This window comes from Pseudoalteromonas sp. GB43 (assembly GCF_054923805.1).
The window spans coordinates 380139-402666 of sequence record NZ_JBPCHJ010000001.1; the positions used below are offsets into that span (position 1 = coordinate 380139).

The following is a 22528-nucleotide window of genomic DNA, read 5'->3' on the forward strand; positions in this document are numbered from 1 at the left end:
TTACTCCTTCATTGCAACAGTTTGTAGCCAACGTACCGAATAAATCCACGCCTGTAAACAGGCATAAAAAAACCGCAGTGTGAACTGCGGTTTTTCTCAATGCTTGGTTAAGCTACTAAATATACTCAACTTCAATGATTTCGTACTCTACTTCACCGTTTGGCGTTTTAATGATAACGGCATCATCTACCTCTTTACCAATTAAACCACGCGCGATTGGTGAGTTAACAGAGATCAGGTTGTTTTTGATATCTGCTTCGTCATCGCCTACGATTTGGTATTTTACTTCAGCATCGGTTTCAACATTAACGATAGTGACCGTTGTGCCAAAAATAACTTTACCTGTGTTAGGCATTTTAGTTACATCAATGATTTGCACATTTGAAAGCTTCGCTTCAATTTCTTGAATACGGCCTTCGCAGAAACCTTGTTGCTCACGAGCAGCGTGGTATTCAGCGTTTTCTTTCAAATCACCGTGCTCACGTGCTTCAGCGATATCAGCAACGATTTTTGGACGGGTAACTGTTTTTAATTCGTTAAGTTCTTCGCGCAGTAATGCTGCACCACGAACTGTCATCGGAATTGATTGCATATTATTCTCACTTAATCCCAAGAGCGATTGCCTCGCCCTTGGCACATTTCCTTAGTTCATTCGCTGGTGTAGTTCCTGAACTGACGTCACCTTGCTACGGTCATCTGCTTGGTTTGCAGTACAGTTAGCAAATGCCGCGTTCAGAGTCGTTGTGTAGTTAGTCTTATGCTGTAACGCACCACGACGTAACACCTTCGAATCTTCAATCGCTTGGCGACCTTCAGTAGTGTTTACAATGTAGCTGTATTCACCATTTTTAATTCTATCAAGAATATGAGGACGACCTTCGTATACTTTGTTCACGCGACGAACTGCAATGCCAGCTTCTTCAAGTGCTTTTGCAGTGCCACCTGTTGCATCTAGCTCAAAACCAAGAATCAGTCATGGTTTTAGCTAGTTCAACGATACGTGGTTTGTCACTGTTGCGTACCGATAGTAACGCGCGACCACCGCGTGGTAAAGTGTTGCTTGCACCTAATTGTGCTTTTGCGAATGCTTCGGCGAAAGTTTCACCAACACCCATAACTTCACCCGTTGAGCGCATTTCTGGGCCACGAATTGGGTCAACACCTTGGAACTTAGCAAATGGCAGTACCACTTCTTTTACGCTGTAGTAAGGAGGTATTACTTCTTTTGTAATACCTTGGCTTGCTAGCGACTGACCTGCCATACAACGTGCCGCTACTTTAGCAAGTGCGATACCTGTCGCTTTTGAAACGAACGGTACTGTACGCGCAGCACGTGGGTTTACTTCGATTAAGTAAACTTTACCGTCTTTCACTGCAAACTGTGTATTCATCAGACCTACTACGCCAAGCTCTAGTGCCATATCTGTCACTTGCTTACGCATTACGTCTTGTACTTCAGTAGTTAGTGAGTGAGCTGGTAATGAACACGCTGAGTCACCTGAGTGAACACCTGCTTGCTCAATGTGCTCCATGATACCACCTATGATTACTTGCTCACCGTCACAGATAGCGTCAACGTCAACTTCAATTGCATTATCTAAGAAGTGGTCAAGTAGTACTGGCGCTTCATTTGACGCTGATACAGCTTCAGTCATGTAACGACGTAAATCGTCTTCATCATAAACCACTTCCATTGCGCGACCACCTAGTACGTACGAAGGACGTACAACCAGTGGGAAGCCAATTTCAGCAGACTTAACAATCGCTTCTTCTAAAGAAGTAACCGTTGCATTCTCTGGTTGAAGAAGGTTTAGACGCTCAACAAGCTGTTGGAAACGCTCACGGTCTTCTGCACGGTCGATTGCATCTGGTGAAGTACCAATAACTGGCACGCCATTCGCTTCAAGCTCACGAGCAAGTTTCAGTGGTGTTTGACCACCGTACTGAACGATAACACCTTTTGGCTTTTCAACGCGTACGATTTCTAATACATCTTCAAGCGTGATTGGCTCGAAGAATAAACGATCAGATGTATCGTAATCAGTTGAAACAGTTTCAGGGTTACAGTTAACCATGATTGTTTCATAGCCGTCTTCACGTAAAGCTAATGCTGCGTGAACACAACAGTAATCGAATTCGATACCTTGACCGATACGGTTAGGACCACCACCGATTACCATGATTTTATCTTTTTCAGATGGATTAGCTTCACATTCTTCATCATAAGATGAGTACATGTAAGCTGTGTCTGAACTAAACTCTGCAGCACAGGTATCAACACGCTTATATACAGGCACGATATCTAACTGGTGACGCTTCTTACGAATTTCTGCTTCAGAAACACCGGCAATTTCAGCGATACGCGCATCAGCAAAACCTTTACGCTTAAGCTTGCGTAAAAACTCAGCATTTAAACCAGCCATACCTACTTCGCTGATTGTTGCTTCGTCTTTTAAGATGTCTTCGATTTGTACTAAGTACCAAGGGTCAATCTTAGTTAATTCGAATACGTCTTCTACGCTCATACCGTGACGCATTGCATCAGCAACGTACCAAATACGCTCAGCACCTGGCTCACGTAATTCACGGATGATTTTTTCTTTTGCTTTCGGATCATCAAGGGCAACAATTGGGTTAAAGCCCGTTGCACCTACTTCAAGACCACGTAATGCTTTATGCAGTGATTCTTGTTGGTTACGACCAATCGCCATAACCTCACCCACAGATTTCATCTGTGTTGTTAGACGGTCGTTTGAACCTGCGAATTTTTCGAAGTTAAAACGTGGGATCTTAGTAACAACGTAGTCAATTGACGGCTCGAAAGACGCTGGTGTTTTACCGCCAGTGATGTCGTTTTGTAGCTCATCAAGGGTGTAACCTACAGCTAGTTTCGCTGCGATTTTCGCAATTGGGAAACCGGTTGCTTTTGATGCTAGTGCAGAAGAACGCGATACACGTGGGTTCATCTCGATGATAACCATACGGCCATCAACTGGATTCACACCAAACTGTACGTTTGAACCACCTGTTTCAACACCGATTTCACGAAGTACAGCCATCGATGCATTACGCATGATTTGGTATTCTTTATCAGTTAGTGTTTGCGCAGGAGCAACCGTGATTGAGTCACCAGTGTGAACACCCATAGGGTCAAAGTTTTCGATAGAACATACGATGATACAGTTGTCGTTTTTGTCACGAACAACTTCCATTTCGTACTCTTTCCAACCGATTAACGATTCGTCGATTAGAAGTTCATTTGTTGGTGATAAATCTAAACCACGCTCACAAATTTCATCAAATTCTTCTTGGTTGTATGCAACACCACCACCGGTACCACCCATAGTGAATGATGGACGAATGATACATGGGAAACCGATGCGGCTAAGTACATCGTGTGCTTCTTCCATTGAGTGAGCAATTTCTGCACGCGGACACTCAAGGCCAATGTTCTTCATTGCTACGTCAAAACGCTCACGGTTTTCAGCTTTATCGATTGCATCAGCAGTTGCACCGATTAGCTCAACACCGTGTTTTGCCAGTACGCCGTGCTTATCTAAATCAAGCGCACAGTTTAATGCTGTTTGACCACCCATAGTAGGTAGTACCGCATCTGGCTTTTCTTTTTCAATGATTTTCTCTACCACTTCCCAATGAATTGGTTCGATGTACGTCGCATCCGCCATTTCAGGGTCAGTCATGATAGTTGCAGGGTTCGAGTTTACAAGAATTACTCGAAAGCCTTCTTCTCGTAGTGCTTTACACGCTTGTGCACCAGAGTAGTCAAATTCACAAGCTTGACCGATTACGATCGGGCCTGCGCCTAAGATAAGAATGCTTTTTATGTCGGTACGTTTTGGCATTGTTACTCCGGTTAAATTAGTTAGAACGTGCTTGCATCAGGTCGATGAAGTGGTCAAATAATGGTGCCGCATCATGTGGACCTGGGCTTGCTTCAGGGTGACCTTGGAAGCTAAATGCAGGCTTATCTGTGCGGTGAATACCTTGTAGCGTGCCATCGAATAAAGAAACGTGAGTTGCACGTAAATTCGCTGGTAATGTTGCTTCGTCAGCTGCGAAACCGTGGTTTTGCGCTGTGATCATTACAACATTGCGGTCAAGGTCTTTAACTGGGTGGTTACCACCGTGGTGACCAAACTTCATTTTCACCGTTTGTGCACCTGAAGCAAGTGCAAGTAATTGGTGACCTAAACAGATACCAAAGATTGGCGTGTCTGTTTCTAGGAAAGTTTTAATTGCTTCAATCGCGTAAGTACACGGCTCAGGGTCGCCTGGATCATTTGATAAGAAGATACCGTCTGGGTTTAATGCCAGTACGTCTTCTGCAGATGTTTGTGCAGGAACAACGGTTAATTTACAACCGCGGTCAACTAACATACGTAAGATATTACGTTTAACACCGAAGTCATAAGCAACAACGTGGAACTTCTCGTCTGCTGCTTCTAGCGTTTTAAAGCCTGAACCTAACGTCCAGCTTGATTCGCGCCACTCAAAATTTTCCTTGGTTGAGACAACTTTTGCTAAATCCATGCCTTTTAAGCCTGGGAAGGCTTGCGCAGCTTCAAGCGCTTTATTCTCATCTAACTCGTCGCCTGCAATGATACAACCATTTTGAGCGCCTTTATCACGTAAGATACGTGTTAATTTACGAGTGTCGATGTCGGCAATACCTAAGATATTGCGTTCTTTTAAGTAATCACTTAACGATTGCTCGTTACGGAAATTACTTGCTAGCAGTGGCAAATCACGGATCACTAGGCCTTTAGCCCAGATTTGACCCGCTTCTTCGTCTTCGCTGTTAGTACCCGTATTACCGATATGTGGGTACGTCAAAGTTACGATTTGTTCCGCGTATGAAGGGTCAGTCAAAATTTCTTGATAACCAGTCATAGACGTATTGAATACTACTTCACCGACTGACATGCCGTCAGCGCCGATTGCAGTACCGCGAAACACTGTGCCGTCTTCTAGGACTAACAGAGCGGATTTAGTCAAGTTAACCTCCTAACAGTAAAAAACGGGAGTAAAGTCATTTGCTCTACTGCCCGTTTATAGCGATTGGAAACACGCATTTATGAATTTTTGGCAAATTGGCGCTATTCTACAGTAATTTAGCTTTCAGATCTAATCTTAATTAATAAAATAGTAAAAATAAGCGTTATTAACTAAAAATTCACTGAAACTGCCAAAAAAGAAACTAAACTACTTCAAGTCAAGCACATCTTGCATGTCATAAAGTCCAGCTGGTTTATTTTTCAACCAGCCCGCAGCTCTTACAGCACCTAATGCGAAGGTCATTCTTGAACTTGCTTTATGAGTTAATTCTAGCCTTTCGCCAGAAGTTGCGAAATATGCGGTGTGTTCACCTACTATATCTCCGCCTCTCATGACTGAATAACCGATTTCATTTTGCGATTTTGCATGTTCGTCATTGCTTCTATCAAAACGCGCGACTTCATCATGCTGCCAGCCTTTTGCCTCGGCAATCGCTTCACCAATTGCCAATGCAGTTCCCGATGGCGCATCGATTTTATGACGATGATGAGCTTCAAAAATTTCGATATCCATATCATCGCCAAACTTCACAGCCGCAGTCTGCACTAAGTTAAGCAGTAAATTCACGCCTACGCTATAGTTACGGGCAAAAACAATCGGAATGTGTTTCGCGGCTTCATTAAGGGCATCCAGATCATCTTGGTTAAAGTCCGTAGTACCAATTACCATGGCGATATTTTTTTCGACCGCTGTTTTCAGGTGGTTGCGCATTCCTTGAGGTAAGGTGAAATCTATCAATACATCTGCATCTTTTACGTCTGTTTCTTTACTAAATGATACATCTGCTGATGCAGCGCTGTTTAATTGATTAACCGCACTATCTAAAAGTGGTGAGTTTTCGCGTACGTACGCGCCCGTTAATGTTGCGTCATCTTTTTTTGAGACTGCTTCTAAAAGTGCAAGTCCCATGCGGCCGTTTGCGCCAAATACACCTATGCGGTTCATATAGTTACCTTATCTATTCTTCTTAGCTGGCTGGATTTTATCGAAAACTCATGTAATAGTCAGGTTAGCTTATAAAAAATACAGAGCTAATTTTAGATTTATTAATAGAACAACAATAATAACAGATAGTCTTTGCATTTAGCCATCTATACATTTAAACTTCTTCCTTTGCGCCGATTTGGTCTTTGGCTTGCGGGCGCTGTTGTTGTCTTTTAGACACAACTAAATACAGCTAAAAGAAGTGTTTGGCTGTGTTATTGGTTATCTAACGAGGAATATGATGCAGCCATCATTTAATAAAACAAAAGCAAAACTTTCTTTGCTGCCGCTTTTGGTGTTTGTCGGCTTATTTTTAGGCGCTGGCTTATACTTACAGTCTCAAGGTGTCGATTACGCCTTCTATCAATTACCAGCTCCTGTGGCAATTTTACCTGCCATCATGCTGGCGTTTATCTTAAATAAAAATACCATCAACCACAGTGTTGAAACCTTTATTAAAGGTGCTGGCCATAGCAACATCATCACTATGTGTTTGATTTATTTGCTTGCTGGTGCGTTTTCTGCGGTTGCTGGTGCAACCGGTGGTGTTGATGCCGTTGTTAATGCGGGCTTATCACTTATTCCACCGGCTCTGTTACTACCAGGATTATTTTTAATTGCTGCGGTTGTGTCGACTGCGATGGGCACTTCTATGGGTACTATCGGTGCGATTGATCCGATTGCTTATGCCGTCGCCCAAAAAACAGGCATTGATCCATCTCTGATGGCAGGCACGATTGTATCGGGTGCCATGTTTGGTGATAACTTATCAATCATCTCGGACACAACTATTGCTGCAACCCGCACGCAAGGCTGTGAAATGAAAGATAAATTCCGTGAGAACTTAAAAATCGCCTTACCTGCTGCGGCATTAACTATCGGCTTGTTGTTCTTCTTAACCCCTGCAGCAGAAGCGGTAGAGACACAAGACTTCGATATTTTATTAGTGTTACCTTATGCCTTTATCTTAGTGCTCGCGGTAATGGGCTTTAACGTATTCGTGGTGCTGTTTAGTGGTATTATCTTTGCCGCACTCATGGGCTTTACTGGCAGCTATGAAGGTGCAAGCTTTGTTAAAGATATTTATAAAGGCTTTACTGATATGCAGGAAATCTTCTTGCTATCGATGTTTATTGGTGGCCTTTCAGAGTTTATCCGTATTAATGGTGGTCTTGATTATATTGCTAACAAAATTCAAGCAATTACAAAAATCGTTGCAAAATGGCACCGTAAAGTTGCAGATCAATTAGGGATTGCAGCACTGGTTATGACCAGTAACTTATGCATCGCTAATAATACCGTGTCTATTATAGTTGCAGGCCCGATTGCTAAAAAATTAGCGGATGATGGTGAAATTACAGGAAAGCGTTCAGCAAGCTTACTTGATATTTTTGCTTGTGTTACGCAAGGCTCATTGCCGTATGGCGCACAAGCACTTCTACTGGGCGCAACCTTCAAAATTAGCCCATGGGAAGTCTCTACCTCTTCTTATTACTGCTTTATTCTTGCCTTTACTGCCGTTGTAGTAATTTGCTTACGCCGAAATAAAGCATAAGTTAAATAATTTTTTCTCTCGATACGCCCAAATATGGGCGTATCTGCTATAATCCTCACTTTATATCCCCCATTACACCATCAATATTGAGATACGAACTTGAAAAAGATCCTTTCTGTTGCTGCGCTTTGTGCAGTAAGTACTTCGAGCTATGCCGCTAATTGGAGCTCTACGCAATTACACGTTAATAACGGTGAACACAAAAACCCGTTTTCATTGACTAAGTCAAACACCACGGTTGTATCACTACAGCATGCGTCTGGTTATGACTATGGCGACAACTTCTTTTTTATTGATTACAGCAATGACGACCGTCAAGATGGTTATCAAGATAAAGACTTTTACGGCGAATGGTATTCAACATTCAGTTTATCAAAAATCTCTGGCAGTGATTTCTCATACGGCGCAATTACTGATGTAGGTTTAACGGCAGGTTTTAATGCCGCAGGCGATTCGAAAGTTCTTAAGTATTTACCGGGTGTAAAGCTCAGCTGGCAAGCACCTGGCTTTAGCTTTTTATCTACTTTATTTACCGCTTACATCGATGACAGTGAAGGTGTAGCACGCGGTGGTGCTCCAACTGAAACGAACAGCTGGATGATTGATGTTGCTTGGGGCTACCCATTCACTATTGGCTCACAAAAGTTCAACGTAACAAGCGCCATGTTGAATACATTGCAGAGCGTGAAAATGAATTTGGCGAAGATGTTAAAGCGTGGATTTTAGCGCAGCCAATCATTACGTGGGATTTAGGTCACGCAATGAGCATGAAAGAAAACACCTTACTGCTAGGCCTTGAGTGGCAATACTGGCACAACAAGCTAGGTACAGACACAACTGAGTCAGTACCACAACTTCACGTTGAGTGGACGTTCTAATAAGCTGTAAGCTGAAAAAAATAAAAGCCTGTAGCCAGTTAAACTACAGGCTTTGTTATATCTAAATAACAAAATTTGACATACATTCGCTCATAGTTCTAAAGTTAGAATTTAGGGGAATGTCATGAATAAATCATTTATCATTAGTAGCTTATTAATTTTAACCACTTCTTTCTTAGCCAATACAGCTGAGCTTAAACCTGCGATAAAGTGCGGTTTGCCTAAACCATATACAATGCCAAAACTTAACCAAGCTACTTACGACGGAAAGGCTTGTTTTTGCCAAGCAAATAATTGTAATTGGAAAGATATAGATATCACTCCATTAGTTGAAAGTATATCTATGGTCAGTCTGGCGCAAAAATGTGGTATTCCTGAGCAGCTACCAGCTCCTACATTGGATCAGTTAACTTACCCAGGAAAGGTGTGTATTTTTGAAAATAATAGATATCATTGGCAGAATGTCGATATTCAACCTTTGATCAATTGATCATAACTTACACTGCGGGGTTTTACCCTTTGCTCGCGCCGCTTGTTGGGCTTTTAATGCTTCCGACATATGCTTTTGAAGCTCTTTGATGCGGTTACCCGGTGCTGGGTGAGTCGACATAAACTCAGGTGTACCGCTACTGCCAGCTGCACTCATATTTTGCCAAAGCGAAACTGATTGCTCTGGGTTAAACCCTGCTTTTGCCATTAAATCTAAGCCAACAATATCCGCTTCTGATTCATGTGAGCGGCTAAATGGTAAAACAACACCATACTGTGCGCCTAAGCCTAAGGCTTGCATAATTTCGCCACGATATTGAACATTACCCATATCAAGTGCTGCACCACCAACTTGTAGGCCTGTTTGTAATAGTGCGTTTTGTGATACACGCTCATTAGAGTGCTCAGCAATAACATGTGCAACTTCGTGACCTAGTACTGTAGCCAATTGGTCTTGGTTTACAGCGACTTTTAATAAACCTGTATGAACACCAATATACCCCCCCGGTAATGCAAATGCATTTGCTGAATCTTCTTCAAATACAACAACTTCCCAAGACTGCTTGGCATACTCGTTAGGTAAAACCGCAATAACATCATCGGCAATACACTTTACATAAGCATTGACACCTGGATCAGTATTAACAGGCTGTGTTTTTTTCATTTCAGCAAAGCTTGCTTGACCCATTTGGCTCATTTGTTGATCTGAATAAAGTGCGATTTGGGTACGCCCTGTTGGAGAGGTTTTACAGCCAGCTAAAACAGCGGTGGCTAACACTGCCATGATTAACTTTTTCATACTAGTCCTTCAAATACTTTGTGTAATTGAGGCTAATATAGCAAAGCATTGCTTAATTTTATATGAAAATGAACAATCACCCACTCAGTTGTTACCATTTAGTTAATTCTTTTACTTAGCAGGCAAACTAAGTTCACCACAGTGACTCACACTGCTACAATAGTGACCTACTATTTGATGAATGAGTAAACAATGCCTTCCCCTGAGACTTTAAATAAACGCATTTTATTACCTTTACTGGCAAGTATTGTCGCGATTACGCCTTTGGCAATTGATCTATATTTACCAGCGATGTTGGTTATTGCCAACGACTTACAAACTACCATGCCAAATGTGCAAATCTCGCTCAGTATTTATTTGGCGGGTTATGCCCTGGGTATGTTGTTTTTTGGCCCGATAGCCGATGAGCTTGGTAGACGATTACTTGCTAAGGTGGGTTTAGCGCTATTTGGCATCAGCTCATTAGCACTGGCATTTTGTACTAACATCGAATTATTTTGGTCTTTAAGAGCCGTGCAAGCATTCACAGGTGCCGCTGCAACCGTTGTAGTGCCGGGTATTATTCGCCATATTTACCGAGAGAACACAGCCAAAGGCATGTCTTATGTCTCGATGATCATGATGGTTGCCCCATTAATTGCTCCTACTCTAGGCTCATTGATCATGGGTATTTCGACATGGCAGGTTATTTTTATTGCATTGGCGGCCTACAGTTTTGCTATTTTAGCCTTGGTGCAAATTCATTTAATCGATATTCCAATCTTTAAGAGTCAGCAACGTGGTTTGGCACTGTTCTTTAATAGTTATAAAACGGTATTTTCACGCCGCAGTGCCCTTGCCGATATTGCCAGCTCAATGTTTGCCTCATTCGCATTCTTTTGCTTTTTAACATCGGTACCTTATGTATATCTCGATTTCTTCAAAGTAGATGAGCAATTGTTCGGTGTGTTATTCGCCTTTAACGTGTTGGCTTTAATGTTCGGTAACTTTATGAATACACGTTTAGTGCCGCGCTTGGGTTCTCGTAAACTGTTATTTATTGGCCTTAGCATTGGCTTTGTGTCTGGTGGGGCATTGTTATTATTCAGTGTGCTGCATTTATCACTGTATTTTATCGTAGCAAGCATCGCACCACTGATGATGAGCTTAGGTATTGTCGCGAGTAATGCGGACTCATTGATACTGATGCAATTTGAAGAAAAATCAGGCACTGCAACAGCTGTTATTGGTACCCTGAGATTCGGCAGTGGCGCTCTCGTTGGGCCTATTCTTGCTTTTGTTCACCCACAAAGTGCTATTCCATTTTCTGCGATGATGTTCAGCGCACTGATACTTATCTTACTCGTGCAGCTTTGGCATCGAAAATTGGACAAAAAAAATGCCTGTAATTAACAGGCATTTTTTTATTTTTCTTTAAAGCTTATTCAGCTTCTTTTGATACCATAACCATTGCAGGGCGTAATAAACGGCCATTTAATGTATAACCTTTTTGCATTACTGCAAGAACAGTGTTAGGTGCTACATCATTGCTTGGTTGAATTGACATTGCTTGATGGAATTCAGGGTTAAATTGCTCACCCTGTGGGTTAACAATTTCAACACCGAATTTTGATACCGCATCATTAAAGCTCTTAACAGTCATTTCGATACCTTCAAGCACAGGTTTAAGCTGCTCATTTTCTTTATCAGAAAACTCAATTGCGCGCTCTAGGTTATCGATAACTGGTAATAATTCGTTAGCAAACTTTTCAAGTGCAAACTTATGCGCTTTTTCTACATCTTGAGCGGCACGACGACGCATGTTCTCAACATCTGCAGCAGCACGAACAACACTGTCTTTTTGATCGTTAATAGTTTGTTTAGCCGCTTCTAATTCGCTGTGTAGTAAAGCGATTTCAGCTTCAGGGCTCATTTCTTCGCCGTCAACTTGTTCAGCTGCTTTTTCTGCAGCTTCTACTTCAGCTTGCATTTGTTCAAATTCTTCGTTTAGTTCAACTTCTTGCTCTGGTGATTTTGTCTGCTCAGACATAGCTTACATGCTCCAATTCTTTACAACTGCGGTAATTATGGGGATTGAATTAAAAGATTCAAGAGGCTGATGAGCCGATTAACTTAAATTCTTGGATGATTGCTTCTATTTGCGCTGATTTTGGACAAATTACGCAAAATCGGCTCTGGTATTCATGGTTATTAAAATAAGGAACGCTGATCACCATCAACTCATTACAATCTGTAAATGGCAATTGCTCTGTGTTTAATACCGATACACCATTTTTAAATGCAAGTTTATCTTCAACAAAATTTAAAAACGATACACCTATATTTAAACTGGTTTGACAATCAACTTGGCGGTAAAGGTAGTTTTCACCGACCACAATACTGTTGTCTGAACCAAGCTTTTGGCTTAATTGCCGAGTCCATTGTGTTAGTGAATCATGGCAATTATTTGGTGCCGTGCCTGCCATTGCCTGCATACGATATAAGCCTTCCATTAAGGTTTGCTGACTAAACACGGTATTAAGCCAAGTAGCAAACTGGTAACGAACGGCATCAGATGAATCTTCAGGTTTGGTAATGCAAATGTTATGGCTTTGCCCTGCTCTATCTATTAGTAGAATTAGCCAATTGCTACCATCAAAATCAAGTACCTCTACTCGAAAGACCAACTGTGAGCTGACTTGAGGTAAGCCCACACAACAACACACTTTATAGCGCTGACTCAAACCATGGGCAAGCTCGACTAATTGTGCTTGCTCAGGCTGCCAATATGGTGCGATTTCAGGTAGAGCAAAAAACTCATCAAGCCAATAATCAAAACCGGCATTGGTTGGTACGCGGCCAGCAGAAGTATGCGGCGAATAGAGTAAGCCCACTTTTTCTAGCCGTGCCATAGCATTACGCACTGTAGCTGAACATACCGCCATGCCTTTTTGTTTGGCAATACGAGTTGAGGCTACAGGCTGACCTTCCCCGTTACAGTAAAGGCTCATCACAGCTGAAAAAATTTGTTGGTCGCGCGGATTTAATTTCATAATTCATACATCTTGCTTCTTGCCAGTGGATATTTGGGCGCAGCAAGTTTATTTCAAGTTATTTTCAAAGCATTAATTTTTAATGTAATCTATCGATATGAAAGTTTAAGTGCAAATAACATGGATTCACCGTTTAAAACCATAGGTTTAATTGGCAAACCTAATCACAGCGGGGCAGCTGCCACACTTGCTCGCCTGCACACATTTTTGCGAGCCTTGGGTTTCGAAGTGCTAGTAGAACAGCGCACTGGACGTCAACTTGAAGACCTTCCTCAAGAAAATCTAGTTAAATTGGTAGATTTAGGTGAACGAGCAGACTTAGCCATAGTCGTCGGTGGTGATGGCAATATGCTTGGCGCAGCTCGAGTATTAGCGCGTTTTGATGTCGCTGTGATTGGCGTAAACCGTGGCAACTTAGGCTTTTTAACTGACTTAAACCCAGAAGGTTTTGAAGCGAGCCTAGAACAAGTGTTAAGTGGCCAGTTCCTTGAGGAAAAACGCTTCTTGCTTGAAGTTGAAGTATATCGCCATGCCGAACTCAAAAGTGCAAACTTGGCAGTGAATGAAGCGGTACTTCATGCTGATAAAGTTGCGCATATGATCGAGTTTGAGGCCTTTATTAATAACGACTTTGTATTTTCTCAACGCTCTGATGGATTAATCGTTTCAACACCAACTGGCTCAACAGCTTATTCATTATCTGGCGGCGAACCTATTTTAACCCCTGAGCTGAATGCGATTTCATTAGTTCCTATGTTCCCGCACACATTATCAAGCCGTCCTCTTGTGGTTGACGCTGACAATGAAGTACGTTTAAAGCTTAGCCTCGAAAATACCGACAGCCTACAAGTCAGCTGTGATAGTCACGTAGTTTTAGCTGTATTACCTGGTGACGAAGTAGTGATTAAAAAAGCAGACAAGCGTCTACGTTTGATTCATCCAAAGGAATACTCTTACTACAATGTATTAAGAAAAAAATTAAATTGGGGAAGCCGCTTATTTTAAGTGGCTTTTTTATCTCAAGCTAATTGCCAAGGCGTATTGATTAGCGCAAAATAATAAGACTAAAAGCTGTATTTTTTAAAGGATTCTAAGGCGAAATGAGTTATATCGTTTTTCTTGCTCTATTATTACTTATCACCTTACTAGGTTGTTACTGGGTGGTTGAGAGCAATCGTCGTAAAGCTATTGAAGCTGAAAAAAAACGTTTTAATCAACGAGTCAAAGAAATCAATAATGACTTTAAAAATAAATTAATTGATTTTAGCGAAGGCAAAATTATCCGCCCTAAGAATATTTCGCGCCTAAATATGATCACCAGCAATTACTTTGTAGTGCAAGCGCACAATGAAGAAAATCTCACTTACCTCGAATTCATTAGCGATTTGCTTATCAACACAATCATAATGGAAGCCAGTAAAGCGCAAAGCCCTGAGGAAATTGATCAGCTCGCTGACAGGTTACAGTATTTTATGGCTGAATTGCCTTACAACGGCATCGAGTACAATAAAGCGTTTTATCAAGAAGCCTTACCATCGCTGATTGAAGTAATTAAATGTCAGCCCCCCACCGATTTACAGGACGATCAGCCGCTAGCCCAGAGCACGCAAGCTGCAAATGAATCAGTCCAAGAAAATCAACTGCCAGAATTAAGCAAAGCTTAAAAATTTAATTTGCAAAACCCGAAAACACTGTATAAATTAACAGTTAATTGACTGGATGGATAAACAGTATGTTAATCGGGTTAGAAATTAAAAACTTTGCCATTGTAAGTAATTTAAGTACTGAGTGGCACAATGGTATGACAGCTATTACAGGTGAAACGGGTGCGGGTAAATCAATTGCAATTGATGCCCTGTCATTATGTTTAGGCGAGCGTGCAGATGCAGGTGCTGTTCGCCCAGGTACGGATCGTGCAGAAATTTGTGCACAATTTGATATTAGCCAACTCCCTCTTGCCCAGCACTTTTTAGAGCAACATTTACTCTCAAACAGTGAAGGCGAATGTTTACTACGCCGTGTTATTTGCAAAAATGGCCGCAGCAAGAGCTACATTAATGGCAGCTCAGTTACCGCTGCACAATTAAAAGAGATAGGTCAGTATTTAATTTCTATTCACGGGCAACATGCCCATCAGCATTTATTAAAAGCTGAACATCAGTTGCACCTGCTTGATGCCTATGCCGGCCACAACCAGCTATTAGCTGATGTTAAAGAGCGCTTTAAAGCCTACCAAGCGTTAATTAAAGAATTTAATCAACTTGAACAACAACAGCAGCAACAAGCAGCTCAAAAGCAATTACTGGAGTATCAAGTAGCTGAACTTGATGAATTTGCCCTGCAACCGGGTGAGTTCGAAGAGATTGAAGCTGAGCATCATAAACTAAGCCATAGCCAGACTATTTTAGAGTCATGCCAACGTGAGCTACAACACTTATACGAAAGTGATGAGCAAAGTGCGTGTTCATTGCTGCAACATAGCGCCCAACAATTTACAGAGCTGGCAAGCTACGATGAAAGCTTATCTAGCATAGCATCATTACTGAGTGAAGCTGCCGTTCAAGTTGAAGAAGCTAGCCGCGAGATACGCAGCTATGTTGATGTAACTGATTTAGACCCTGCCCGGTTAGACGAAGTTGAAACGCGTTTAACAGGTGCTATGGACCTTGCCCGAAAACATCATATAAAACCAGAAGAGCTGGTAGAATTTCATCAGTCAATCGCAGAAGAGTTAGCATCAATTAGTTATAACAGCGACCGCCTTGTTGCTCTCGAAAGCGAAATTAACAATGCCCTTGAGCAATATAAACAAGCAGCAAAACTGTTAAGTGAAAGCCGCCATAAATACGCAGATACGCTTAATCAATTAATTAGTGATAGCATGGCTAACTTATCAATGGAAAACGGCAGGTTTGCGATTGATATTCAACAAACTAGCGATAAAGCGCCAAGTGCAATGGGTTTTGATACGGTGTCGTTTTTAGTATCTACCAACCCAGGTCAACCGTTACAAGCACTGTCTAAAGTGGCTTCTGGTGGTGAGTTATCGCGAATTAGTTTAGCTATTCAGGTCATTATTGCTCAGCGTGTTACAACGCCGACTCTTATTTTCGATGAAGTAGATGTGGGTATTTCTGGACCAACCGCGTCTGCAGTTGGCAAGCTTTTACGCCAATTAGGTAAATCAACTCAAGTTATTTGTGTAACTCACTTGCCGCAGGTTGCAAGCTCTGGACATCAGCAATTTTTTGTAGCTAAAGAAATTGCAAACGGCGAAACCTACACTCAAATGAATAAGCTATCTAAAGAAGGCCGTATTGATGAAATTGCCCGACTACTTGCCGGTGACAATATCAGTAAAATGGCTAGAGCAAATGCCAAAGAGCTTATAAGCGCACATGCATAACCCATTTTTAGCTATGAAACTTAGATTGTTGATGAATTTGATGGTATAGAGTTTATAAATGAAAAATAAAAATATACTTACAGCTTTGGGTCTTGCCTTAATAACGCTTAACTCAGGGCATTCGTTTGGCGCAGTGGTTGAGCCACCCTATAACGATACGCAGTTAGTCGTTGCTTTATTTAAATGTATTTTGTTTGTCTTGCCCTCAACTACATTGTTGCTGGTTCTATGGAGTCACTGGAAGCACTTAAGATTTAAGCAATTATTACAAACAGTATTAAATTATTCATTGGTCATCATGTTAGCTAGCTTGATAATGGTTAATCATCTAACAGCTGGTCTTTCATCATGGTTAGTTGTGTTTGCTGGTATTCATTCATTGCTTGTTGGCATTAATTATTTATTGGTTAAACAACACACTAACAGGATAAAAAATACACTTACTAGTTGCTGGTAATGAAATTACTTTGGCTGCAAAAAAAATCGCGAAACAGCACGTTTCGCGATTTTAGTTCTTATTTGCTGATTAGCGTTATTCGATTTCGCTAGCTAAATATATCAAATTCATAAATAAACGGTCTGTCATACTACTAACTCCGGTACCATTGGTATAATTACCAACTTTATTTTGAGAGTTAATAATTGCATTATCTGCGAGTAATATATCACCCGATTTCAAGTCAAAAACCACTGTCGGTAAGCCATCTGGATTGACAGCTAACACTTGGCTTTCTTCTGGCATTACTGAGAAGTACCCCTTTGAACCACCGGTCCTGATAAAAGCGTGTAACCTCTCCAAAAGGACCTGCAAATATAGCTTGTTGTATTTGAGAGTTTAAACCTTCTGGGTTTTGGGTATTTGGTCCATCTATGTAGCCTTCTCTGGTTACTGTATAACCCCACTTTGAATACACCTTCTCGTCAGTCATATCGGAATCTGATGCTATGATGACAACATTTCCTTTCTTCTCTGACCAATTATATAGCTCTGCAATTTCAGTTTCAGTAAAATCACTGTTGTAAAAACTACCCATAAAGAAGATATCAGTGTTATAGCTTTCAATCGCTTCATGAGTAATTGAGCCTGATGCCGCAAAATCATGATTAACCGATACTGATTTAGCTACAACCCCACTTTCACCAAAATTTTCTGGACTTGCAAGTTTAGCCATCGGTAAATCAAACAAGTAAGCGTTTAATGTGTAGTTTTGCCATCGTGCCTTTCTTTGCTTATCAATACTCGTAATTACAAGCGACTCTACTCCTGTACTACAAGTAGGCTGCGCATAACATGCAACAGGCTTTAGAGTATTTAGTGCTAAATCGTTTATTCGCACTGGGTATGTCCCCAATGTGCATGTTTTACCCGTTTCGATTGATGCTTTATATAATTTAGTAATATTAAAATTACCTTGATCATTAATGACTTCACGGGAAATTACCAATTCGTCATTTTGATTTAGAGCAGCACCTGTTACCGTCGTTAAACCATGTTCAGATTTTTTTGTTAACTCCAGTGTTTCCGGATCCAATAAAAAAATGCTTGTGGCAGAGATGAGGTAAACCTCACCATTTTTAACAACCATGTCGCCACGCAGAATATCTGAACTACTATCGTAGCCCTTCATATTGCCTAAGAACTGAGTTTCACCTGAATCAATAGCAACCTGGTAAAGCTTACTCCCTTTAGAGCCATAAATAACGTCTTTGTTAGGGTCATAAGCAAGACGGGTCATAGGGTTAGTACGTGCCACTACAGTGTGTTTGCCTGTAGACATATCAACATAGGCGAGTTGTGTAAATCGATACTTGTCGGCTTTTATAGGCAGATCATTTAACTCTTCATCTGATAAGTTGAGAACACTCGTATCCAGTTTATAAGTTAAAGGTCTTGGGGCTGAAACATAATAGAGTCTGTTTCGATAGCTATCAAAAGCCATTGCTGCGGATGAGAACTTTGCAGCAGAATGAATGTTAGCCGTTTGCGCTTGCTCATCTAAAGAAAAAACGAAGCCCGAGCTCCCTCTCCCTGAGTTGATTCCATATAACTCACCCGTACATTCAGACGCGCTAAGGCCAGCAGGTATTAAGCCTAAAAGGCTAACTGTAGATAATAAAAACTTTTTCATTTTAAATTCCTTTCAATGTAAAAATAACTCACTTCCTGTTCAACTTTATTACTATCCTCCTTATAATTTTGAACGAAATTGGTATAAAACTCACAAACAAAATCGCGGCCACAAGCCTCGCGATTTCAATTAGCATCTAAAATTACAATTAATCGATTTCACTCGCATAATTGATTAAGTTCATAAATAAACGGTCTGACATGCTCGATACCTCGGTACCATCAGTAAAGTTGTCTTCTTTATTTTGTGTTGTCAGCATACCGCTATCAGCAAGTATTATGTCGCCTGTTGCAGCATCTAAAACAATTGTAGGCAAGCCATCCTGATTTACAGCTAAGACTTGAGTCCCTGAAGGCATTTCAGAGAAGTAACCTTTTGCGCCACCAGCTTGGAAAAAGCGAGATACTTCACCAAATGGTCCTGCAAAGATTGCCTCTTGAGCTGCACTACCTACTCCTTCTGGGTTTTGTGTATTTGGACCATCAACATAACCATCTCGAGTAACTGTATAGCCCCAAGTCGTATACACTTTTTCTTCAGGGTAGTCAGAATCACCCGCTATTATCGCTACGTTTCCTTTTTTAAGGGACCAATTGTAAGCTTCATTTAATTCGCTATCTGTGAAGTCGCTTTTGTGGAAACTACCAATAAAGAAAACATCGGTGCCATAAGCATCTATCGCAGCTTCAGTAATCGAATTTGCCGCTGCAAAATCATGATTTACAGATACTGTTTTATAAACAGTTCCCTGTTCACCAAAGTTTTCTGTACTTAAAAGTTTCGCAAGTGGTTTATCCATTAAGTGGCCATTTAGTGTATAACCTTGCCAGGTTGCTTTTCTTAGCGTATCAATACTTGTAACAACAAAAGAGTCTGGCTCTACACTACATGTAGCTTGAGCATAGCAAGCAACTGGTTTTGCTGTATTTAGCGCCAAATCATTTATGCGCATCGGGTAGGTTCCCATTGCACACGTTTTGCCAGTCTCAATCGATGCTTTATATAACTTGGTAGTATTATAGTGACCTTGATCGTTTATAATTTCTCTAGAAATTAATAGCTCACCATTTTGATCAAGCGCAGCACCTGTAACAGCAATTAAGCCATGCTCTGATTTTTTCGTTAACTCCAATGTGTTCAAATTAACGGAAAAAATACTCGTAGCACTGATCAAAAATAGTTGGCCATCTTTAAAAACCATATCACCGCGTAAAATATCTGAGCTGTCGCCATAGCCAGTTAAGTTACCAAGTAATGTAGTTTTTCCTGATACAGGATCAACAGTATATAACTTGCTTCCTTTAGAGCCGTACATCATGTCAGTATTAGCGTCATAAGCCAGTCGAGTCATTGGATTAGATCGAGAAACTACTGTGTGTTCACCAGTTGCCATATCAACATAAGCAAGCTGAGTATATTTGTATTTAGCCCCCTTAATTGGCAGATCTTTTAACTCATCTTCAGATAAGTTCAAATCACTAGGATCAAGTTTGTAAGTTAGCGGTCGAGGAGCTGAAACATAATATAAGCGATCCCTTGCACTATCATAGGCCATAGCAGCAGAAGAAAACTTTGCTTTTGAGTGAATAGCGGCTGTTTGCTCTTGCTCATTTAAAGAAAAAACAATGCCTAGATGGCCGCGACCAGAATTAATTCCATACAACTCACCCGTACATTCATTAGCGACTACATTTGTAGATAAAGCACTTGTGACTGCAAGAACTGAAAGTAGCGATTTTTTCATATTATTACACCTAAAAATTAGGCCGACTAACTAAAATAATTAATAAAAATAATTAAATTACTGCTTTAGCATCAGACCATTACGTTTAAATTTTGTACGCAATAATTTTATTTCGCTACAGTTCAAACACAATCAGAAATTACTGATTTGTCTCGATTTATCATAAAAACAGACATAACAATTAGCACCAATTATGTAAAACACACTTTAGTATTGGCAATGGCTAATAACTTCTGATTTTCTATATTCCCAATGTTTTAATATTCTTACTGCTCCATATTTTCCACACATTTTCTCAGTAGCATAACGGCAAACTTGGTCACCGAAATATTTAATGAAGCTAACTGTAACTTTAATCCTTGCTCTTCTTTCTCTTCCTTGTATGGCTAATACAGATCACATACCGCAGATAGAAGAAATATTTGCCTTAGAGCAGAAAGGAAACCTAAAAAAAGCACTATTGTTAATTGAAAAACTACAAAGCAATAGCACGCCTGTCGCAAAATCGACGATTGATTTGATAAAAGCCCCCATATTAAGAAAACAAGGGCAATACGAGGCTGCAATAGAGTTACTTTTACCTTTACAGCATATTGCTGAGTTGTCCAAAGAAGAGCATTATCAAATCCAAAAAGAGCTTGGTATCAATTACAGACGCCAAGTTAAAACGACCCAAGCTCAGCAGCATTATATGGCTGCACTCAAACTAGCTTACGAGTTAAAGGATAAAAACAAACAGGCACAAAGCCATAGTAATCTGGGTACCTTATATGACACGTTGAATGACCTAGACCAGTCTATGTTTCAGCAATTAAAAGCACAAAAGCTTTTAATTGGCAGTAAAGATAATGAGTTAATCGCCACCAATTTTTATAATTTAGCAAACCTTTCTCATCGCCTAGATGATTCTTGCCCAGTCAGAATACTTCTACAAAAAAGCACTTGAGTTTGATATTAAAACAAAAAATCAAATAAACATTGCAGATACCAGCTTACAGTTGGCAAAGTTAGTTTATAAACGTGGTGACTATGAGCAAGCTTTACCCTTATTAAAAAATGCCTACTCACGCTTAGCTGATTTAAATGCTTATGAAGGAATGGCAACAGCAAAGCATACGCTAATGCAACTATATTTAAAGCTCGAAAATAAACATATGGCTTTAAGTAGTGCAGATTCAAATTCAGAGCAGCACTTAAATCTGGCTCAGCATTGAGTCAAATATATTCATATTTCAATTTAATTGAACTCCACCTGCCACTTAAGAACTCACAATTGATTGACCTCTATTTAAGTCGTTCAAAAGAACTTATCGAAGGAATTGATAATCGGTTACTAAATAAAAAGCTGCATGGCTACACCGCAGTTTATGCCGAACTTATCGGTGACTACAAACTCGCAACTGAGCAATTGAAGCTTGAAAATAAACTAGCCGAGTCTTTGTTTGAAGAACATTTAAATCAAGCCGTTGAAAAAAACAAAAAGCAATTAACAGCAATCGAGCAACAGCAACGTATTGATGATGAAGTGCAAAAAAATAAGCTCACTACTGCACAAATGAATAACCAACGACTAGAAAAACAGATTTGGTTATTGTCTGCGGGTATTGTTTTGTTGTTCACGACTCTTGCGCTCGTGCTTTATTACTTCAAGCATCGAAAAGCGCTATTTAAAGCAAAACTTTATCAATATAACCTGCTTGAAAAAGACAAAATGCTTGCTGATATATCCCATGAATTACGCACCCCTTTAAGCGTATTAAAACTGCATATAGAAGCACTTGAGCTCGATATTCAAGAAAACCGCGATCTAGCCTATAGCAAAATTAATGGCAAAATAGCGCAACTTAACAACCTAATTTCAGATGTGTATCAGTTATCTCAAGCAGAAAACAAGACTCTCGCGCTAAATCTCCAACGCTTAAATGCTGCAAATGTCTTTGCTGAGTACGAGCAAGACATGCGTCATTATGTTCGCAGCCACCACCTGACATTTTTTTCAGACATTATTATTGCTAATGATGTAGAGATCACGGTAGATAAACAAAAGCTCGATCAGATCCTTAATAATATTTTTACTAATGCCTGCCTATATACCGACAGCCCTGGTCATGTTCGGCTCAAAGTGAGAACTAACAAGCAAGAGCTGTTTATTCAAGTAGATGATACTTCTCCGGGTGTAGGTAAAGCCCATATAGGCAAACTCTTTGACCGTTTATATCGTGTTGAAGAATCTCGAAGCCGCGCATCAGGAGGCTCAGGTTTGGGGCTATCAATTTGCCAGAGTTTTGTCGAATTAATGTCTGGCAGTATCAGTGCATTACCGGGTAAGTCGGGTGGATTATGTATCCGAATTTTACTGCCTTTAAGCAATAAATAAGCTTCTCCATTTTTCCACCATATTTTATTGCTTAAATAGCATAATAAATTACTGTGGAA

The 22528-nt window shown here is 40.5% G+C and carries 18 protein-coding genes and 2 pseudogenes; 11 read left to right on the plus strand and 9 right to left on the minus strand.

Translation table 11 applies throughout. From position 1 onward, the window contains the following. Positions 1–115 precede the first annotated feature (115 nt). The 4 genes and pseudogenes from greA to dapB all read right to left on the minus strand — a co-directional run bounded on the left by greA (position 116) and on the right by dapB (position 6021). Positions 116–592, minus strand: coding sequence for a transcription elongation factor GreA (gene greA / locus ACRWSG_RS01740; RefSeq protein WP_054551507.1), 477 nt, complete (start codon positions 590–592; stop codon positions 116–118). A 51-nt stretch (positions 593–643) separates the two neighbouring features. Next, positions 644–3863 (minus strand): annotated as a pseudogene (gene carB / locus ACRWSG_RS01745) (carbamoyl-phosphate synthase large subunit). 16 nt (positions 3864–3879) lie between these two features. Continuing rightward, complete coding sequence (gene carA, locus ACRWSG_RS01750; protein WP_462165452.1) at positions 3880–5016, minus strand: glutamine-hydrolyzing carbamoyl-phosphate synthase small subunit; 1137 nt, start codon at positions 5014–5016, stop codon at positions 3880–3882. A gap of 207 nt (positions 5017–5223) precedes the next feature. Continuing rightward, positions 5224–6021, minus strand: coding sequence for a 4-hydroxy-tetrahydrodipicolinate reductase (gene dapB, locus ACRWSG_RS01755; protein WP_462165453.1), 798 nt, complete (start codon positions 6019–6021; stop codon positions 5224–5226). A gap of 280 nt (positions 6022–6301) precedes the next feature. On the opposite strand from dapB, the gene ACRWSG_RS01760 reads away from it, so the two are divergent. From ACRWSG_RS01760 to ACRWSG_RS01770, 3 genes and pseudogenes are all read left to right on the plus strand, one after another. Continuing rightward, positions 6302–7615, plus strand: a complete 1314-nt coding sequence (locus ACRWSG_RS01760; RefSeq protein WP_462166877.1) for a Na+/H+ antiporter NhaC family protein — start codon at positions 6302–6304, stop codon at positions 7613–7615. Positions 7616–7714: 99 nt separating this feature from the next. After that, a pseudogene (locus tag ACRWSG_RS01765) lies at positions 7715–8493 on the plus strand (outer membrane protein OmpK). A 124-nt stretch (positions 8494–8617) separates the two neighbouring features. After that, entirely contained in the window at positions 8618–8983 is a 366-nt protein-coding gene (locus ACRWSG_RS01770) for a hypothetical protein (RefSeq protein WP_462165454.1), read from the plus strand. Here the strand turns inward: ACRWSG_RS01770 and ACRWSG_RS01775 are convergent, their stop codons facing one another. Continuing rightward, positions 8984–9781, minus strand: a complete 798-nt coding sequence (locus ACRWSG_RS01775; RefSeq protein WP_054551513.1) for a M48 family metallopeptidase — start codon at positions 9779–9781, stop codon at positions 8984–8986. A gap of 192 nt (positions 9782–9973) precedes the next feature. On the opposite strand from ACRWSG_RS01775, the gene ACRWSG_RS01780 reads away from it, so the two are divergent. Continuing rightward, complete coding sequence (locus ACRWSG_RS01780; RefSeq protein WP_054551514.1) at positions 9974–11173, plus strand: Bcr/CflA family efflux MFS transporter; 1200 nt, start codon at positions 9974–9976, stop codon at positions 11171–11173. 28 nt (positions 11174–11201) lie between these two features. Here ACRWSG_RS01780 and grpE read toward each other — a convergent pair whose 3' ends face one another. Together grpE and ACRWSG_RS01790 are read right to left on the minus strand one after the other, a co-directional pair. Then, positions 11202–11810: a nucleotide exchange factor GrpE gene (gene grpE, locus ACRWSG_RS01785; RefSeq protein ID WP_054551515.1), complete on the minus strand. Its 609-nt coding sequence runs from the start codon at positions 11808–11810 to the stop codon at positions 11202–11204. 58 nt (positions 11811–11868) lie between these two features. Next, positions 11869–12813 (minus strand): HrcA family transcriptional regulator, encoded by a 945-nt coding sequence (locus ACRWSG_RS01790; RefSeq protein ID WP_054551516.1) that lies wholly within the window; start codon positions 12811–12813, stop codon positions 11869–11871. 120 nt (positions 12814–12933) lie between these two features. Between ACRWSG_RS01790 and nadK the strand changes: the two genes are divergently transcribed. The 4 genes from nadK (at position 12934) to ACRWSG_RS01810 (ending at position 16676) form a co-directional block, all read left to right on the plus strand. Further along, positions 12934–13818, plus strand: a complete 885-nt coding sequence (gene nadK, locus ACRWSG_RS01795) for an NAD(+) kinase (RefSeq protein ID WP_462165455.1) — start codon at positions 12934–12936, stop codon at positions 13816–13818. Positions 13819–13913: 95 nt separating this feature from the next. Beyond that, positions 13914–14477 (plus strand): hypothetical protein, encoded by a 564-nt coding sequence (locus tag ACRWSG_RS01800; RefSeq protein ID WP_462165457.1) that lies wholly within the window; start codon positions 13914–13916, stop codon positions 14475–14477. Between the two features lie 68 nt (positions 14478–14545). Next, positions 14546–16219: a DNA repair protein RecN gene (recN, locus tag ACRWSG_RS01805; RefSeq protein WP_054551518.1), complete on the plus strand. Its 1674-nt coding sequence runs from the start codon at positions 14546–14548 to the stop codon at positions 16217–16219. Positions 16220–16277: 58 nt separating this feature from the next. Next, positions 16278–16676, plus strand: coding sequence for a hypothetical protein (locus tag ACRWSG_RS01810; RefSeq protein ID WP_054551519.1), 399 nt, complete (start codon positions 16278–16280; stop codon positions 16674–16676). Between the two features lie 223 nt (positions 16677–16899). Here ACRWSG_RS01810 and ACRWSG_RS01815 read toward each other — a convergent pair whose 3' ends face one another. Both ACRWSG_RS01815 and ACRWSG_RS01820 read right to left on the minus strand, forming a co-directional pair. Beyond that, positions 16900–18348 (minus strand): hypothetical protein, encoded by a 1449-nt coding sequence (locus ACRWSG_RS01815; protein ID WP_462165458.1) that lies wholly within the window; start codon positions 18346–18348, stop codon positions 16900–16902. A gap of 148 nt (positions 18349–18496) precedes the next feature. Continuing rightward, a complete protein-coding gene (locus tag ACRWSG_RS01820) occupies positions 18497–20092 on the minus strand; it encodes a hypothetical protein (protein ID WP_462165459.1) in 1596 nt (531 codons plus the stop codon). Between the two features lie 334 nt (positions 20093–20426). Between ACRWSG_RS01820 and ACRWSG_RS01825 the strand changes: the two genes are divergently transcribed. From ACRWSG_RS01825 to ACRWSG_RS01835, 3 genes are read left to right on the plus strand one after another with little or no spacing between them, the layout of a single operon-like run. After that, entirely contained in the window at positions 20427–21038 is a 612-nt protein-coding gene (locus ACRWSG_RS01825; protein WP_462165460.1) for a hypothetical protein, read from the plus strand. Further along, positions 20995–21306: a hypothetical protein gene (locus tag ACRWSG_RS01830; RefSeq protein WP_462165461.1), complete on the plus strand. Its 312-nt coding sequence runs from the start codon at positions 20995–20997 to the stop codon at positions 21304–21306. The genes ACRWSG_RS01825 and ACRWSG_RS01830 overlap by 44 nt, the downstream gene beginning before the upstream one ends. A gap of 59 nt (positions 21307–21365) precedes the next feature. Beyond that, positions 21366–22469: a sensor histidine kinase gene (locus ACRWSG_RS01835; RefSeq protein ID WP_462165462.1), complete on the plus strand. Its 1104-nt coding sequence runs from the start codon at positions 21366–21368 to the stop codon at positions 22467–22469. Positions 22470–22528: the final 59 nt, after the last annotated feature.

Excerpts from the sequence above, each read along its gene's own strand:
- greA (WP_054551507.1), bottom strand. The coding sequence starts at position 592 with ATGCAATCAATTCCGATGACAGTTCGTGGTGCAGCATTACTGCGCGAA.
- dapB (WP_462165453.1), bottom strand. The coding sequence starts at position 6,021 with ATGAACCGCATAGGTGTATTTGGCGCAAACGGCCGCATGGGACTTGCA.
- ACRWSG_RS01760 (WP_462166877.1), top strand. The coding sequence starts at position 6,302 with ATGCAGCCATCATTTAATAAAACAAAAGCAAAACTTTCTTTGCTGCCG.
- ACRWSG_RS01770 (WP_462165454.1), top strand. The coding sequence starts at position 8,618 with ATGAATAAATCATTTATCATTAGTAGCTTATTAATTTTAACCACTTCT.
- ACRWSG_RS01775 (WP_054551513.1), bottom strand. The coding sequence starts at position 9,781 with ATGAAAAAGTTAATCATGGCAGTGTTAGCCACCGCTGTTTTAGCTGGC.
- ACRWSG_RS01780 (WP_054551514.1), top strand. The coding sequence starts at position 9,974 with ATGCCTTCCCCTGAGACTTTAAATAAACGCATTTTATTACCTTTACTG.
- grpE (WP_054551515.1), bottom strand. The coding sequence starts at position 11,810 with ATGTCTGAGCAGACAAAATCACCAGAGCAAGAAGTTGAACTAAACGAA.
- ACRWSG_RS01790 (WP_054551516.1), bottom strand. The coding sequence starts at position 12,813 with ATGAAATTAAATCCGCGCGACCAACAAATTTTTTCAGCTGTGATGAGC.
- nadK (WP_462165455.1), top strand. The coding sequence starts at position 12,934 with ATGGATTCACCGTTTAAAACCATAGGTTTAATTGGCAAACCTAATCAC.
- ACRWSG_RS01800 (WP_462165457.1), top strand. The coding sequence starts at position 13,914 with ATGAGTTATATCGTTTTTCTTGCTCTATTATTACTTATCACCTTACTA.
- recN (WP_054551518.1), top strand. The coding sequence starts at position 14,546 with ATGTTAATCGGGTTAGAAATTAAAAACTTTGCCATTGTAAGTAATTTA.
- ACRWSG_RS01810 (WP_054551519.1), top strand. The coding sequence starts at position 16,278 with ATGAAAAATAAAAATATACTTACAGCTTTGGGTCTTGCCTTAATAACG.
- ACRWSG_RS01815 (WP_462165458.1), bottom strand. The coding sequence starts at position 18,348 with ATGAAAAAGTTTTTATTATCTACAGTTAGCCTTTTAGGCTTAATACCT.
- ACRWSG_RS01820 (WP_462165459.1), bottom strand. The coding sequence starts at position 20,092 with ATGAAAAAATCGCTACTTTCAGTTCTTGCAGTCACAAGTGCTTTATCT.
- ACRWSG_RS01825 (WP_462165460.1), top strand. The coding sequence starts at position 20,427 with ATGAAGCTAACTGTAACTTTAATCCTTGCTCTTCTTTCTCTTCCTTGT.
- ACRWSG_RS01830 (WP_462165461.1), top strand. The coding sequence starts at position 20,995 with ATGATTCTTGCCCAGTCAGAATACTTCTACAAAAAAGCACTTGAGTTT.